This window comes from Ensifer sp. 2TAB8, assembly GCF_052115125.1.
Taxonomy (GTDB): Bacteria; Pseudomonadota; Alphaproteobacteria; order Rhizobiales; family Rhizobiaceae; genus Ensifer.
The window spans coordinates 1-15,146 of the sequence record NZ_JBFRGB010000032.1 but is presented as its reverse complement, the minus strand read 5'-3'; the positions used below and the strand labels follow the sequence as shown (position 1 = coordinate 15,146).

The following is a 15,146-nucleotide window of genomic DNA, read 5'->3' as shown; positions in this document are numbered from 1 at the left end:
CAAGAAGGCAAGCGCCAATGCAGGGGGAAATCGGCCCTGGGAAGCGATAGGCAGGCATCCATATCTCGGCTATTCCATCTGGGTTGCTGTCGATGTATCGTGCAATCAGTGCATGTACGAGCAGTGCCCTATGACGGTCTCAAAGACGGTTGGCGACGATCAGGGAGTTGAGGCGTGAAGTTTCTCTGCAGGGTCGGCATGGCCGGCCTAACRTTCCTCGCGCTTGCAGTGGCCGCGCAGGCGGATGGCCATGCCTTTGCCGGGCAATGGCGACAACTGACGTCGACGGCCGGCGACTGTAGCAAGTGCTATATCGGTTTCGTCAGACACGGCGACCTGCTGACCGTCACGAGCAACACGGGCTGGCAGGCCGTCGTGAAGATTGAAGGGTTCGCCGACGTGGAGCTTGCGGTCGGCAAGGGGCGGTGGATGCCGACCGTTTCCGGCGTGTACGGCGGCAGGCCTTTCAGTATCCAGTTCGTTCGCCGCGGCGAGCGGTTGCAGATGCATATGGTGGCCTCGCAAGCAAACGGCGAGCCTTTGCCCATTCGCGCGACTTTCGAAAAAGGGCCGCCTAACACCGACCCGCGCCGTCAGGTGGTGCCGATCGAGATGCAACGGATCTAGATGCTGTTGAACTGAGACGGTCCGACAAACACGCTCGCGCCGATACGCGTGTTTTGATTTTCCGCGCGAACCTCCCTATCTTCCGGTTGCAACATCCGAGGGCGGAYGGAGGACAAATGCCGGTCGTGCCACGATCGAAAATCAGGCAGCGCCTTTTGATCATGCTGGTCACCGGAATCGGCGGCATGGCGGCGGCTGCGGTCTCCTTTGCGACGGCAGTCTATGATGCGGCCAATCCGGCGCGCGCCGTAAGCGCTGCCAAGGGTGAGGCGGTCGATACCGGCCGGTGGCTGGTGACGATCAACGACGCCACCATGGCCTCCGTGCCGCCGACCGGCACCAAGCCATTCGAGCCAAAGCGATTCCTGATGGTGGATCTCGACCTCGACAACCGATCAGTCGCCACCAGCAATGCCTTCATGAACCTGATTACGATCAGGGACGGGCAGGAAGTCGTGTCGCCGAAGCCGGTCTATTATCTCGCCAGGGACAAATGGATCGCCAGCGAGGTCAACCCGAACATGCCGGAGAAGCTGATCGCGGTGTGGGAGTGGCCGACGGATCGTCCGGAGCCGGACAAGCTTTCGCTGTCCATCGGCAAACAGATCTACAAGCCACGTGATAACCTCTACGGCGCCCCAAACTGGTTCGACGACGGCGAGGCTGCGGTCGTTGAATTGGCGGTCAGCCAAGCTGCGGAGACGACGGAGCAATGAGATCGGCTTTCCGCACGCTGCTCCTTTGTGGGCTTGCAATCGCCGTGCTCTATGCGATGCGAAACAGCACGCCCGGCTACGGCGACATCACCGCGCCGATCGCCATTCGCGGCGCAGCCGGCGAGCGGGTGGAAACCCAGGACTTCGCCTTCGGTGCGGCCAATGTTCACCTGGCGCGCCAGGTCAAGGTCGAGAGCTTCGGGCGCGTCAAGGACTACTCCTCTTCCGGCGTCTGGTTGATCATCGAAGGTGCGGCCGTCGCCAAGACGGAAACCATGACGCTGACATCCGCACAATGGCTTGCAGGCAATGGCCTGCGTTATGAACTTAGCCAGCGGTTCTCGACCGTGCCCGGCTATCTGTCGACGGAAAGGCTGGAGCCGGGCCTGCCGAAGCCGGTGCTTCTTGCCTTCGAGCTTCCCGAAGCGGCCGTCGCCGACGGCACGCTACTGGTCTCTCGAAGCCGCGTGATGCCGCTGGCGGAGGAGCTTTGGATAATGCTCGGAGACAAGCAGCCAGTGGAGATCAAGCCGTCCGTCACCATTGCGCGCAGCAGCAGCGGCACGCCCTGGACACTTGCTGCGCGTTGAGGAGGGACCGGCATGAGCGAGAAACGTACCTTCTGGACCTGCCTGCTGGCGCTGATGGTTGTGCTGCCGCTCGCCTTTGTCGTCCGCGCATGGGAGAGCCTTCGAGAAAGCCGATGGCTGAGCACCGCCCAGGCGGAAATCGTCGTCGAGGGTGGCGTGAAGCAGGCCTTCGCCGGTGGACAGTGGAAGCTCCTCGACATGAGACGTCTTCCGCGCACCGATGACGCGCGCGTCATTCTCGCCGAATTCGAGGCGTCATCGACCGATCGAGCCGTGCTCTCGCAGGGAGCCTGCCTCGTCCGGCTGATCGACGACAAAGGGCGCCGGTTCGAACCCGTCTCCCTGACAGAGCCGATCGTCCGGAAGATGTATCCGGACGTCGCCGAGTGGCCGCGCTGCGGTGGCACGGCCTTCAGCGATGCCAAGGACGGCGCCACAGTTCGCATGGCCGAGAGCTTCATCGTTCCCGCGGAGGCACGTGACCTTTCGCTGCGGATTGAGTTTCCCGGTGCCAGCGCCGAGACGCTGATCTTCAAGTGGACGCGTAGCTGATTTCGCTCTTCTCGGCCTGGCGGGACACTGCGTGTTCGAGCATCGCCGCCAGCAAGGTGATGCGCAGGGCGTCGAGCACGATGCCGCCGTCAAGGTCGCTGGGACTGCCGATGAGAAGGCCGAGAGCATCGAAGACGAACTGCCAACTCTGCAGGTCACCCATGCCGAGCGTTCGCGTCGCCGCGTACCAAATCCAGGCGCCCATCCAGGCGATGGCGCGGTAGGCGATGATGAAGGCCAGAAGGGTCGCGAGCCCCGAACCGAGCGTCAGCTTCAAGCAGGTCCAGATCGGGCTGTAACGGGAGCGGTAATCGCTGATGAAGTGGTCGAGGAAATCGGCAAGCCATTTGCGAAAGGTTCTGGCTCCGCGTCGCCGTGGCGACGACGGCTTCGTGCGCGGTGCCGGGCTCGAAAGTTCGTAGCCGTTGATGATTGCCGCCATGACCAGCCAGATGATCGGAAGAAGCGCGTAGAAGAACAGGCCCTCCGCCTGCGCATTCCAATCGGGCTTTCTCAGTTCCACCGGTACGAAGGTCTCGGCAGCATGCGCAATGCCGGTGAAGGTGAGTTCGTTCATGCCGAGAAGCTTGCCGGCGCCGAGCCAGCTGATCAACTGGTCCTTCCAGACAGACAGGCCATAAAGACCGATGAAGATCCAACTTGCGTCTGCGGCGACCACCAGCAGGCGCCAGAAGGGAGCCTCGCTGCGCTTGCTCATGCGTTTTGCGCCCCAACGCACCAGCCAGCACAGCGCGATCGACAGGAGTACGCCCCGCGATCTCGATATGTCGAAAAAGTCGGCCGCCTCGCCCAAGGCAACGGCATTGAGCGCCATGCGCGAATATTCGCGAACCGTATCGCCCAGGAAGCCCCAGGCGGCATAGTAGGCAAAGAACGGCAGGATGGCGGCGGCGGTAACGGCGATCAGCCGGCGGTCGGCTTTTGGTGCCGCGCTCGCGGTGCGCGCTGCCGCCGGCTGCTGCCGGAGCGCTTCGAGCGCCGGCAAGCCGGGGCGAAGCGCCATGAACATCAGAACAATGACGACGAGCTTTGCCAGCACAACGAATGAGAGCGTCACCATACCGCCAAGCGGATGCTGCAGGCCGATGAAGACTGCCGCACGCAGCAGGAGATCATGCGCGATGTAGCCGCAGGTCCCGATCAAGAGAAGCTGCGGCCAGAAGCGAGCGAGCAGGCGCCCCATCAGAGCAAAGGGTCCGAAGACTTCGGCAATCGACGTCATGAACACAACATAGTTGCGTAGATCGACGCCGACAACCGTGCGGAGTTGGCGCTGGGGCAAACGTCCGCCGCCCTGACCCGTCAGATGTTGCGGCGCTTGCCCTCGATCAGGTCGAGCACCGCGCGTGCGGCATCGAGCACGTTGGTGCCCGGGCCGAAGACGGCGGACACGCCATTGTCCATCAGGTAGTCATAGTCCTGACGGGGGATGACGCCGCCGCAGATGACGATCACATCCTCGCCGCCGCGCTTCTTCAAGGCTTCTGCCAGCTGCGGCATCAGCGTCTTGTGGCCGGCCGCAAGCGAGGAGACGCCGATGACGTTGACCTTGCTCTTAAGAGCCATGTCGGCAGCTTCTTCCGGTGTCTGGAACAGCGGGCCGGCGAGCACGTCGAAGCCGATATCGCCGAAGGCCGACGCGATGACCTTGGCGCCCCGGTCGTGGCCGTCCTGGCCGAGCTTGGCGACCATGATCTTCGGCTTGCGGCCGAGCTTTGCGGAGACCTCGTCGAGGCGTCCGGAAAGAACGTCAAGCTCCGGCTCGCCCTCGTAGGCCTTGCCATAGATCTTGCTGACGACCTTGGGTGTTGCCGCGTGATCGCCGAATGCGCCGCGCATCGCGTCCGAGATTTCGCCGACGGTGGCGCGTGCGCGCGCGGCTTCCACGGCCGCCGCAAGCAGATTGCCTTCGCCGCTCTTTGCCGTCGCAGAGAGCGCGTCCAGCGTTTCCCGCACCTTGGTGCCGTCGCGGCGACGCTTGGTCTCCTCGATCCGGCGGATCTGCGCGGCGCGCACGGCGCTGTTGTCGATCTCCAGAATGTCGATCGGCTCCTCGTTGTCGAGCCGGTATTTGTTGACGCCGACGATGATCTCCTCGCCCTTGTCGACGGCGGCCTGACGGCGCGTCGCTGCCTCCTCGATCAGTCGCTTTGGCAGGCCGGCGTTGACCGCACGGGTCATGCCGCCCATCGCTTCGACCTCCTCGATCAGCGCCCAGGCCCTTTCGGCGAGTTCATTGGTCAGGCTCTCGACGTAATAGGAACCGGCCAGCGGATCGACGACCTTGGTGACGCCGGTCTCGTGCTGCAGGATCAGCTGTGTGTTGCGGGCGATGCGCGCGGAAAACTCCGTCGGCAGCGCGATCGCCTCGTCGAAGGAGTTGGTATGCAGCGATTGCGTGCCGCCAAGGGCCGCCGACATCGCCTCGAAGGCGGTGCGGATGATGTTGTTGTAGGGATCCTGCTCCTGCAGCGAAACACCGGAGGTCTGGCAATGGGTGCGCAGCATCAGCGACGACGGCTTCTTCGGCTCGAACTCCTGCATGATCCGGGTCCAGAGCAGGCGTGCCGCCCGAAGCTTCGCCGCCTCCATGAAGAAGTTCATGCCGATTGCGAAGAAGAAGGAAAGCCGGCCGGCGAACTCATCGACGTTCAGCCCCTTGGCAAGGGCAGCGCGCACATATTCGCGTCCATCGGCAAGCGTGAAAGCGAGCTCCTGCACCAGCGTCGCCCCGGCCTCCTGCATGTGATAGCCGGAGATCGAGATCGAATTGAACTTCGGCATCTCCTTGGCCGTATACTCGATGATGTCGGCGACGATGCGCATCGACGGTTCCGGCGGGTAGATATAGGTGTTGCGGACCATGAACTCCTTGAGGATGTCGTTCTGGATGGTCCCCGAGAGCTTGTCGCGCGAAACGCCCTGTTCTTCACCCGCAACGATGAACGAAGCGAGGATCGGGATGACCGCGCCGTTCATGGTCATCGAGACCGACATCTCCTGGAGCGGAATGCCGTCGAACAGGATCTTCATGTCCTCGACCGAGTCGATCGCAACCCCCGCCTTGCCGACATCGCCTTCGACGCGCGGATGGTCGCTGTCATAGCCGCGGTGGGTCGCGAGATCGAATGCGACTGACAGACCCTTCTGCCCGGCCGCGAGGTTCTTCCGGTAGAAGGCGTTCGAGGCTTCTGCCGTAGAGAAACCGGCATATTGGCGGATCGTCCAGGGGCGGCCGGCATACATGGTCGCGCGCGGACCACGCACGAAAGGCTCGAAGCCCGGTAGTGACGCGAGATGATCGATGCCATCAAGGTCATCGGCCGTATAGAGCGGCTTTACAGCGATGCCTTCGGGCGTCTGCCAGCTAAGGCTTTCCGGCGCCGCCTTGAGTTCGCGCTCGGCGAGCGTTTCCCAGTCCTTGATGGTCTTTTGGCTCATCGTTAGCTCCTTGCCCGAAAAGGGCGCCTTCCTTGTCACAGGGATCCAGTCACGCGAAGTCCTTCGCGTGAAAGAGTGAATTCTTCGCATCGCAGACGCGACGCTGCTGGATTCCCGTGACAAGCACAGGAATGAGGGCGGCTATGACTGTCACTCGAATTCCATGATCAGTTCGTCGACCGCGAGACTGGCGCCGGCGGCGACCGCCACACGCTTGACCACGGCGCGCTTCTCGGCGCGCAGGATGTTCTCCATCTTCATCGCCTCGACCACTGCGAGCGCCTGGCCGGCTTCGACGGTGTCTCCAACCTTGGCCGAGACCGAGGTGATGACGCCCGGCATCGGGCAGAGCAGCATGCGCGAGGTGTCCGGCGGCAGCTTCTTCGGCATCAGCCGCGCCAGTTCCGCAACGCGCGGGCTTCTGACGTGGGCTATGGCGTCGATGCCGCGCCAGCGGAGCCGGATGGCGGTTCCGACCAGATCGACTTTGACGCTCAAGGGTTCATTGTCGATGTTGAAGGTGGCAAGGGTGCGGCCAGGAGCCCAGTCGCCGGCGATAGTGACCAAGCCGCCGTCGGCAAATCGGACATAGGCACCATCAGCAGACGCGCCCGCGGTGACCGCAAAGTTGTGATCGCCGAGGCTGACCACCCAGTCATGGCCGACGACGCGGCGGTGATTGCCGATCGTGCCGGAAATCTGGCTGGCGCGCTCCTGCAGCACCTGGTTGATCGAGACGGCGACGGCCGCGATCTTGCGAAGCGACTGCGCGTCGGCCGCGACGCCGTGGAAGCCGTCGGCAAATTCCTCGGCGATATAGGCGGTCGTCAGTCGGCCTTCGCGGAAGCGCTGCTGCTGCATGACCGCTGAAAGGAAGGGCAGGTTGTGGCCGATACCTTCGACCTCGAACTGATCGAGCGCGTCGGCCATGGCCTCGACCGCCGTCTGCCGATCCGGTGCCCAGGTGCAGAGCTTGGCGATCATCGGGTCGTAGAACATCGAGATCTCGCCGCCCTCGAAAACGCCGGTATCGTTGCGCGTCACCGTTCCGTTGTCGCTTGTGCCCTCGACCGGGGGACGATAGCGCGTCAGCCGGCCGATCGACGGCAGGAAGTTGCGATAGGGATCTTCGGCATAGAGCCGGCTTTCGATCGCCCAGCCGTTGAGCATCACGTCGGCCTGGCCAAAAGCGAGTTTTTCGCCGGCGGCAACCCGGATCATCTGCTCCACGAGATCGAGCCCGGTGATGAGTTCGGTTACCGGATGCTCCACCTGCAGGCGGGTATTCATTTCGAGGAAGTAGAAGTTGCGCTTGCCGTCGACGATGAATTCCACTGTGCCGGCCGAATGGTAGCCGACCGCCTTGGCGAGTGCGACCGCCTGTTCGCCCATGGCCTTGCGGGTCTCGGCGTCGAGGAAGGGTGACGGCGCCTCCTCGATGACCTTCTGGTTGCGGCGCTGGATCGAGCACTCGCGCTCGCCGAGATAGAGCGTGCTGCCGTGTTTGTCGCCGAGCACCTGGATCTCGATATGGCGTGGCTCGGTCACGAACTTTTCGATGAAGATGCGGTCGTCGCCAAAGGCGTTCTTTGCCTCGTTCTTCGACGACTGGAAGCCTTCGCGTGCCTCCTGGTCGTTCCAGGCGATGCGCATGCCCTTGCCGCCGCCACCGGCCGACGCCTTGATCATCACGGGATAGCCGATCGAACCGGCGATCCGCACCGCTTCGTCGGCATCCTCGATCAGGCCCATGTGACCGGGAACCGTGGAGACACCCGCTGCAGCCGCCAGCTTCTTCGAGGTGATCTTGTCGCCCATCGCCTGGATCGCTCCAACCGGCGGGCCGATGAAGGCGACACCTTCCTTTTCCAGCGCTTGCGCAAAGGCGGCGTTTTCCGAGAGGAAACCGTAACCCGGATGAACGGCATCGGCGCCGGTCTTGCGGATCGCGTCGATGATCTTGTCGATAACGATATAGGACTGCGCCGACGGCGACGGGCCGATATGCACGGCCTCATCCGCCATGCGCACATGCATCGCGTCGCGGTCGGCGTCGGAATAAACGGCGACCGTTGCGATGCCGAGCTTCTTCGCGGTCTTGATGACGCGGCAGGCGATTTCACCACGGTTGGCGATGAGGATTTTCTTGAACATCGTGTTTCTTTCTCAAATCCTTGGGGGCGGCGTCAGCGTTTGAACTTGCGGCGATAGGGCAGAAGCGCGATCGACGATGCCGCAGCCGCGCCGCCAAAGAGCAGCGCGAAGGGCACGACGACCATGAGGGTGGCAAGCACCGGGCTCGTGGAGCGGATGATATGGGTCCCGACCGCGCCGATGTTGAGCCAGATCAGAACGCCGGCCGTGATTGCCCCGATCGTAACGCCGATCAGTGCGTTGACGGTCATGTAGCGCAGCATCTGCCAGTGATCGCGTCGGGCCTCTTCCGGCGTCATCACGCGCTCCGGCTCCCGTTCCATCGTCGCCTCCATCAGAGCGGGATCGTGTCGTGCTTGCGCCAGCGAACATCGACCTGCTTGTTGCGCAGCGATGCAAAGGCACGGGCGATGCGGCGACGCGATGAATGCGGCATGATCACCTCGTCGATGAAGCCACGCTCGGCCGCCACGAACGGGTTGGCGAAGCGCTCCTCATACTCCTTCGTGCGCGCCGCGATCTTCTCGGCGTCGCCGAGTTCGGAGCGATAGAGGATTTCGGTCGCGCCTTTGGCGCCCATGACGGCGATCTCGGCGGTCGGCCAGGCATAGTTGACGTCGGCGCCGATGTGCTTGGAGGCCATGACGTCGTAGGCGCCCCCATAGGCCTTGCGGGTGATCAGCGTCACCATCGGCACGGTCGCCTGGCTATAGGCAAAGAGCAGCTTGGCACCGTGCTTGATGACGCCGCCATACTCCTGCGCGGTGCCGGGCAGGAAGCCGGGCACGTCGACCAGCGTCAGGATCGGGATCGAGAAGGCATCGCAGAAGCGCACGAAACGCGCAGCCTTGCGCGAACTGTCGATATCGAGGCAGCCGGCGAGCACCATCGGCTGATTGGCGACGACGCCGACCGTCTGACCTTCCATGCGGATGAAGCCGGTGATGATGTTGCGGGCAAAGCTCTGTTGCAGCTCGAAGAAGTCGCCCTCGTCGGCGAGCGTCAGAATCAGTTCCTTCATGTCATAGGGCTTGGTGGCGCTATCGGGGATCAGGCTGTCCAAACGCATTTCGAGCCGCGCCGGGTCGTCGTGGAAGGGACGGACCGGCGGCTTCTCTCGGTTGTTGAGCGGCAGGAAATCGAAGAGCAGGCGCACATGCTCAAGCGTTTCGATATCGTTCTCATAGGCCGCGTCAGCGACGGAGGACTTTTTCGTGTGCGTGCCCGCACCGCCGAGTTCTTCGGCCGTGACGATCTCGTTGGTCACGGTCTTTACGACGTCGGGCCCGGTCACGAACATGTAGGACGAGTCACGCACCATGAAGATGAAGTCGGTCATGGCAGGCGAATAGACGGCGCCGCCGGCGCAGGGCCCCATGATCACGGAGATCTGCGGGATGACGCCCGAGGCTTCGGCATTGCGGCGGAAGACCTCGGCATAGCCGGCAAGGGACGCCACGCCTTCCTGGATGCGCGCGCCGCCCGAGTCGTTGAGGCCGATGACCGGTGCGCCGTTGCGAACCGCCATATCCATGATCTTGCAGATCTTCTGCGCATGCGTTTCCGAAAGCGAACCGCCGAGAACCGTAAAGTCTTGGCTGAAGACATAGACCTGGCGGCCGTTGATCGTGCCCCAGCCGGTGACGACGCCGTCGCCCGCGACCTTCTGGCCTTCCATGCCGAAGTCGACGCAGCGGTGCGTGACATACATGTCGTATTCTTCGAAGGAGCCCTCATCGAGCAGCACCTCGATGCGTTCGCGCGCCGTCAGCTTGCCTTTGCCGTGCTGGGCGTCGATCCGCCGCTGGCCGCCGCCGGCTCTTGCTTCAGCCCGGCGGGCCTCGACCTGTTCTAGTATGGCGCGCATGGTGCCCTCCCGATTTTTTTTGATGCCCGGCTTTCTCAACGATTGTGCAGAGGCGCTTCGACCTTCGCAATAGCGTCGAAGGTTGGATGGAAAAACGTCCCTTCATGTGCAAATGTGAAATAGAGAAATTTGTGAAACGTAAATTGCAAAGTTGCAAACATGGCTATCGGCAAGCTCTACATAGGCCGCAAGGTCAGGGAATTGCGGGAGGCGAACAAGGCAACCCAGGGCCAGTTCGCCGAACGCATCGGTATTTCCACCAGCTATCTCAACCAGATCGAGAACAACCAGCGGCCGGTTTCGGCCGCGGTGCTTCTGGCGCTCGCCGAGAAGTTCCAGATCGATATCGCGGAGCTTTCGACTGGAGAGGGCGATCGCCTGCTTTCGGCGCTCTCGGAAGCGCTCAGCGACCCCCTGTTCGAGACCTATTCGGCCAGCCTGCAGGAACTGAAGCTCGTTGCTCAGAACGCACCGGGGCTGGCGCACGCGCTGATCACCTGCCACCAGGCCTATCGCCGCAACAGCGAACAGCTTGCAAGCATCGACGACACGATCGGCCGAGGCGGCCCCTTCGTCGAAACCACTCCCTATGAGGAAGTGCGCGACTTCTTCCATTTCGTCGATAACTACATCCACGAGATCGATATGCTCGCAGAGCGGCTTGCCGGCGAACTCGGGCTCGGCGAGGGCGACAACCACGCAGCGCTGGCAGTCTATCTGGAGCAGCGCCATGGCGTCCGCGTCGTGCGCGGTGCCGCCGGCGACGAGGCGATCCGTCGCTTCGATCCGCGTGCCCGTATCCTGACGCTCAACCCATACGCTCCGGCGGCGACGCGCGACTTTCAGATCGCCCTGCAGATCGCCCAGCTCCATGCCCGCGAAGAGATCGACCGGGTGGCCGGCAGCGCCGGCTTCCGCACCGAAGAGGCCTATGAGATCTGTCGCATTGGGCTGCAGAACTATTTCGCCGGCGCGCTGATCCTGCCCTACCAGGCGTTTCTAAAGGCCGCCCGCGACCTGAGGCACGATATCGAGCTGCTCGCCGCCCGTTTCGGCGCGTCACTGGAACAGGTCTGCCACCGCCTTTCGACCCTGCAGCGGCCGGGGCAGAAGGGCATTCCGATCTTCTTTGCCCGCATCGATCGCGCCGGCAATATCACCAAGCGCCACAGTGCTGCGAAGCTGCAATTCGCTCGCTTCGGTGCCGCTTGTCCGCTCTGGAACGTGCATCAGGCCTTCGAGACGCCGGGCCGCATCATCCGTCAGCTGGCTGAGACGCCGGACGGAGTTCGCTACCTCTGTCTCGCCACCCAGATCACCAAGGGTGGCGGCGGTTTCCGTGCCGCGCAGCCGCGTTATGCGCTGGCGCTCGGCTGCGAGGTCTCCTACGCCGATGCCTTCGTCTATGCCGACGACATGGACCTCGGCAACCGCGCCGCCTTCGACCCAATCGGCATTTCCTGCCGTATCTGCGAACGGACGAAATGCGCCAGCCGCGCCGTACCGCCATTGAAGCGTCGCCTGATTGTGGACCATGACTTACGCGGCGCTCTGCCGTATCGTCTAAGTGAGAGTTGATTGGAGCCGTCTGTTCATTTTTGAACAGAGCCTGTGAGAAGTTGCATATGGGCCTGTTCGAAGTTTGGTGTAACTAGGCCTCAATTGTCTGTAGCGCCGCGCATCTTCCGAGATGCGCAAAGGTCGCTGCAGCGCTCTGAGTTGCTGCAAGCCTGGAAGCCTGCAGCCGGTATGCGGTCAGGGAGGACATGCATATGGATTTTCGCCTGTCGGAGGAGCAGGAGGCCATTCGTCAGATGGCGCTCGATTTCGCCCGCGACGAGATCGCCCCTCACGCGATCGACTGGGATCAGCAGAAGCATTTTCCGGTCGAAACGCTGCGCGGTGCCGCAGCACTCGGCATGGCCGGCATCTATGTCCGTGACGATGTCGGCGGCACGGGCCTGACCCGGCTCGATGCCGCGATCATCATCGAAGCCTTGGCGACCGGCTGCCCGGCCGTCGCCTCCTTCATGTCGATCCACAACATGTGCGCCGGCATGATCGATCGCTATGGCACCGACGAGCAGCGCCAGCGGCTGTTGCCCAAGCTTCTGACGATGGACGTGCTCGCGAGCTACTGCCTGACCGAGCCCGGTTCCGGTTCGGATGCCGCGGCCCTGAAGACCAAGGCGGTCAGGGATGGCGACAGCTATGTCCTGACGGGCCAGAAGCAGTTCATTTCCGGCGCCGGCGAATCCGGCCTCTACGTGATCATGGCGCGAACCGGCGAGGACGGCCCCAAGGGTATCTCGACCTTCATCGTCGAGAAGGACGCGCCGGGGCTTACCTTCGGCGCCAACGAGAAGAAGATGGGCTGGCACGTGCAGCCGACCCGGGCGGTCATGCTCGACGGCGTGCGGGTGCCCGCGGAAAACCGGCTCGGCGGCGAAGGCGACGGCTTCAAGATCGCCATGGGCGGGCTTGACGGCGGTCGCTTGAACATCGCCGCTGCCTCGCTTGGCGGTGCGCAGTCCGCCTTCGAAAAGGCGCTCGCCTACGTCCAGGAGCGTCGCGCCTTCGGCAAGGCGATCGGCGAATTCCAGGCGCTGCAGTTCCGTCTCGCCGACATGGCGACCGATCTCGAAATCGCCAGGACCTTCCTGTGGCGCGCCGCTTCGGCGCTCGATGCCGGTGACGCGGAGGCGACGAAACTCTGCGCCATGGCCAAGCGCTTCGTCACCGACCGCTGCTTTGCCGTCGCCAACGACGCGCTGCAGCTCCACGGCGGCTACGGCTATCTCGCCGACTATGGCGTCGAGAAGATTGTCCGGGACCTTCGGGTGCACCAGATCCTCGAGGGCACCAACGAAATCATGCGTCTCATCGTGGCGCGTTCGCTTATCGGCCGGAAATAGGCCAGAAACGGGAAAGATCGCTCATGGAAATGCAGACGCCAGCACCGGAAGTGATCGTCGAGCGCCAGGGGGCGATCGGCAGGATCCGGCTGAACCGTATGCGTGCGCTCAACAGCCTCAACGTCCCGATGATCCGGCTGATCGCAGCGGCGCTGACCGAATTCGAGAACGATCCGCAGGTTGCGGCCGTGGTTGTCACGGGCGAGGGCGAACGCGGGCTCTGCGCCGGCGGCGATATCCGCATGATCTATGAAAGCGGCCGCGAGCGCCCGGAAGAGGGCGCTCGGTTCTGGCGCGAGGAGTTCGTCGTCAACAGCCGCATTGCCAGCTACCGCAAGCCCTATATCGCCATCATGGACGGCATCGTCATGGGCGGCGGCGTCGGGATTTCCGCTCATGGCAGCCACCGCATCGTGACCGAACGCACCCGGCTTGCAATGCCCGAGACCGGGATCGGCTACTTCCCGGATGTCGGCGCGACCTGGCTGCTGCCGAAGGCGCCCGGCGAGTTCGGTACCTATCTGGGTCTCACCGGCCGGGATATCGTGGCGGCCGACGCGATCCGTGCGCGGCTCGCAGATCGTTTCGTTGGTTCGCACAAGCTGGAAGCACTCATCGCCGAACTTGCAGCGCAGCCGTCGGCCGCAAATGGCGCCGATATCGACGCGGTGATTGCAAGGCACGCGTCGGAAGCGCCGGCAACGTCGCTTCAGGGCCACCTTACGCTGATCGACCGATGCTTTGCCTTCGATACGGTTGAAGAGATTCTGGCGGCACTCGAGGCTGACGGTTCCGATTTCGCCAGGGAAACGCTGGCGCTGCTGAACTCGCGTTCGGCACTCAGCATGAAGCTGACGCTCGATCTCCTGCGCGCCGGCCGTCGCAGCGCGTCGCTGAACGACTGCCTGGAACGGGAATATTCGGCGACGCTCGGCATGCTCGGCAATCCCGACTTTTACGAGGGCGTGCGGGCCGCGGTGATCGACAAGGACCGCAATCCGAAATGGAGCGTCGGGCTGGCCGACGTCACGCCTGCCATGCTCGCGCGTTTCGCCGGGAAGGATCACCCGCCACTGTTCTAGCGCCGGAGGATGGGCGCGATTTTTCGGCCAGGCCGAGTTTCTATGCGAGGAGGAATGACATGACGAAGATCGCCTTTATCGGGCTCGGCAATATGGGCGGGCCGATGGCCGCCAATCTGGTCAAGGCGGGCCATGCGGTCAGCGGCTTCGACCTGTCGGAAGCCTCCCGCAACGCGGCGGCAAAGACCGGGGTCTCCGTCGCCGGCTCGATTGCGCAGGCGGTGCGCGGAGCCGAATGCGTGATCACCATGCTGCCCGCCGGTGCCCATGTTCTCTACGTCTGGGACGAGCTTCTCGGTTTCGTCGACCCGGGCACGCTGCTGATCGACAGCTCGACGATCGACGTCGACAGCGCCCGCAAGGCGCATGCGCTCTCCGAAAAGATCGGCTGCCCCTCGCTCGATGCCCCTGTCTCCGGTGGAACCGGTGGTGCTGCGGCCGGCACGCTGACTTTCATGGTCGGCGGTAGCGACGAGGCCTTCGCCCGCGGCAAGCCTCTGCTCGATGCCATGGGCAAGAAGATCGTCCATTGCGGCGGAACCGGTGCAGGCCAGGCGGCGAAGATCTGCAACAACATGATCCTCGGCATTTCCATGGCCGGTGTCTGCGAAGCCTTTGTGCTGGCGGAACGCCTGGGTCTGTCGCACCAGGCGTTGTTCGACGTGGCTTCGACGTCGTCCGGACAATGCTGGTCTCTGACGACCTATTGCCCGGTACCGGGTCCGGTGCCGACCTCGCCCGCCAACAACGACTATAAGCCGGGCTTTGCCGCAAGCCTGATGCTGAAGGACCTGAAGCTGTCGCAGCAGGCAGCAAGTGCAGCCGGTGCAACGACGCCGATGGGCGCGCAGGCCGCGCAGCTCTATTCGATGTTCGAGAAGCTCGGTCACGGTGGCGAAGACTTTTCTGCCCTGATCCAGCTCCTGCGCGGCAACGACGAGGCAAAGGCCGGCTGATCCCCCGCGCCGTCGGATTTTCGCCCGGTCAACCGGGCGAAAATCTGCGGTTCACGCCTGTGGATAAAGATTACCTTTTAATTTCAATATCTTGTCGAATTTTGAAGTTTTTTTGAAGATCGTTGTTGACGTCTCGGTGGGGGCAGGTCTATAAGCCCGATCACTGACGAGGGCGGCGGCGCTGCTGGCGACGACGACCYTCGCTCTAGAGTTTCCTGGATTGGC

The 15,146-nt window shown here is 63.2% G+C and carries 13 protein-coding genes; 8 read left to right on the top strand and 5 right to left on the bottom strand.

The genetic code is table 11. From position 1 onward, the window contains the following. Positions 1–174: 174 nt before the first annotated feature. The 4 genes from AB4Z53_RS31275 (at position 175) to AB4Z53_RS31260 (ending at position 2,485) form a co-directional block, all read left to right on the top strand. A complete protein-coding gene (locus tag AB4Z53_RS31275; RefSeq protein ID WP_162768807.1) occupies positions 175–627 on the top strand; it encodes a hypothetical protein in 453 nt (150 codons plus the stop codon). A 161-nt stretch (positions 628–788) separates the two neighbouring features. Then, the gene (locus AB4Z53_RS31270) at positions 789–1,343 is read left to right on the top strand and encodes a hypothetical protein (protein WP_441599235.1); all 555 of its coding nucleotides are present in this window, start codon (positions 789–791) and stop codon (positions 1,341–1,343) included. Then, positions 1,340–1,933: a hypothetical protein gene (locus tag AB4Z53_RS31265; RefSeq protein ID WP_441599234.1), complete on the top strand. Its 594-nt coding sequence runs from the start codon at positions 1,340–1,342 to the stop codon at positions 1,931–1,933. Before AB4Z53_RS31270 ends, AB4Z53_RS31265 begins: the two co-directional genes overlap by 4 nt. Before the next feature lie 12 nt (positions 1,934–1,945). Then, complete coding sequence (locus AB4Z53_RS31260; RefSeq protein WP_441599233.1) at positions 1,946–2,485, top strand: hypothetical protein; 540 nt, start codon at positions 1,946–1,948, stop codon at positions 2,483–2,485. On the opposite strand, the gene AB4Z53_RS31255 is transcribed toward AB4Z53_RS31260, so the two are convergent. The 5 genes from AB4Z53_RS31255 to AB4Z53_RS31235 all read right to left on the bottom strand — a co-directional run bounded on the left by AB4Z53_RS31255 (position 2,466) and on the right by AB4Z53_RS31235 (position 9,968). Next, positions 2,466–3,788 (bottom strand): hypothetical protein, encoded by a 1,323-nt coding sequence (locus tag AB4Z53_RS31255; RefSeq protein WP_441599232.1) that lies wholly within the window; start codon positions 3,786–3,788, stop codon positions 2,466–2,468. The genes AB4Z53_RS31260 and AB4Z53_RS31255 overlap by 20 nt on opposite strands. A 20-nt stretch (positions 3,789–3,808) precedes the next feature. After that, positions 3,809–5,947, bottom strand: a complete 2,139-nt coding sequence (gene scpA, locus AB4Z53_RS31250; RefSeq protein ID WP_441599231.1) for a methylmalonyl-CoA mutase — start codon at positions 5,945–5,947, stop codon at positions 3,809–3,811. A gap of 150 nt (positions 5,948–6,097) precedes the next feature. Continuing rightward, positions 6,098–8,101 (bottom strand): acetyl-CoA carboxylase biotin carboxylase subunit, encoded by a 2,004-nt coding sequence (locus AB4Z53_RS31245; RefSeq protein WP_113538738.1) that lies wholly within the window; start codon positions 8,099–8,101, stop codon positions 6,098–6,100. Between the two features lie 32 nt (positions 8,102–8,133). Beyond that, entirely contained in the window at positions 8,134–8,424 is a 291-nt protein-coding gene (locus tag AB4Z53_RS31240; protein ID WP_223729595.1) for a hypothetical protein, read from the bottom strand. Between the two features lie 11 nt (positions 8,425–8,435). After that, positions 8,436–9,968, bottom strand: a complete 1,533-nt coding sequence (locus AB4Z53_RS31235) for an acyl-CoA carboxylase subunit beta (RefSeq protein WP_441599230.1) — start codon at positions 9,966–9,968, stop codon at positions 8,436–8,438. A 159-nt stretch (positions 9,969–10,127) separates the two neighbouring features. Between AB4Z53_RS31235 and AB4Z53_RS31230 the strand changes: the two genes are divergently transcribed. The 4 genes from AB4Z53_RS31230 to mmsB all read left to right on the top strand — a co-directional run bounded on the left by AB4Z53_RS31230 (position 10,128) and on the right by mmsB (position 14,921). Further along, positions 10,128–11,546: a helix-turn-helix domain-containing protein gene (locus AB4Z53_RS31230; protein WP_441599229.1), complete on the top strand. Its 1,419-nt coding sequence runs from the start codon at positions 10,128–10,130 to the stop codon at positions 11,544–11,546. Between the two features lie 194 nt (positions 11,547–11,740). Further along, on the top strand, positions 11,741–12,883 hold the full coding sequence (locus AB4Z53_RS31225; RefSeq protein WP_441599228.1) for an isobutyryl-CoA dehydrogenase: 1,143 nt from the start codon (positions 11,741–11,743) through the stop codon (positions 12,881–12,883). A gap of 23 nt (positions 12,884–12,906) precedes the next feature. Next, on the top strand, positions 12,907–13,965 hold the full coding sequence (locus tag AB4Z53_RS31220) for an enoyl-CoA hydratase/isomerase family protein (RefSeq protein ID WP_441599227.1): 1,059 nt from the start codon (positions 12,907–12,909) through the stop codon (positions 13,963–13,965). A 59-nt stretch (positions 13,966–14,024) separates the two neighbouring features. Continuing rightward, positions 14,025–14,921, top strand: a complete 897-nt coding sequence (gene mmsB, locus AB4Z53_RS31215; RefSeq protein ID WP_223729590.1) for a 3-hydroxyisobutyrate dehydrogenase — start codon at positions 14,025–14,027, stop codon at positions 14,919–14,921. The last annotated feature ends 225 nt before the right edge of the window (positions 14,922–15,146 follow it).

Bases quoted from the DNA above. Each gene is read 5' to 3' on its own strand.
- AB4Z53_RS31270 (WP_441599235.1), top strand. From the start codon at position 789: ATGCTGGTCACCGGAATCGGCGGCATGGCGGCGGCTGCGGTCTCCTTT.
- AB4Z53_RS31265 (WP_441599234.1), top strand. From the start codon at position 1,340: ATGAGATCGGCTTTCCGCACGCTGCTCCTTTGTGGGCTTGCAATCGCC.
- AB4Z53_RS31260 (WP_441599233.1), top strand. From the start codon at position 1,946: ATGAGCGAGAAACGTACCTTCTGGACCTGCCTGCTGGCGCTGATGGTT.
- scpA (WP_441599231.1), bottom strand. From the start codon at position 5,947: ATGAGCCAAAAGACCATCAAGGACTGGGAAACGCTCGCCGAGCGCGAA.
- AB4Z53_RS31245 (WP_113538738.1), bottom strand. From the start codon at position 8,101: ATGTTCAAGAAAATCCTCATCGCCAACCGTGGTGAAATCGCCTGCCGC.
- AB4Z53_RS31240 (WP_223729595.1), bottom strand. From the start codon at position 8,424: ATGGAACGGGAGCCGGAGCGCGTGATGACGCCGGAAGAGGCCCGACGC.
- AB4Z53_RS31235 (WP_441599230.1), bottom strand. From the start codon at position 9,968: ATGCGCGCCATACTAGAACAGGTCGAGGCCCGCCGGGCTGAAGCAAGA.
- AB4Z53_RS31230 (WP_441599229.1), top strand. From the start codon at position 10,128: ATGGCTATCGGCAAGCTCTACATAGGCCGCAAGGTCAGGGAATTGCGG.
- AB4Z53_RS31225 (WP_441599228.1), top strand. From the start codon at position 11,741: ATGGATTTTCGCCTGTCGGAGGAGCAGGAGGCCATTCGTCAGATGGCG.
- AB4Z53_RS31220 (WP_441599227.1), top strand. From the start codon at position 12,907: ATGGAAATGCAGACGCCAGCACCGGAAGTGATCGTCGAGCGCCAGGGG.
- mmsB (WP_223729590.1), top strand. From the start codon at position 14,025: ATGACGAAGATCGCCTTTATCGGGCTCGGCAATATGGGCGGGCCGATG.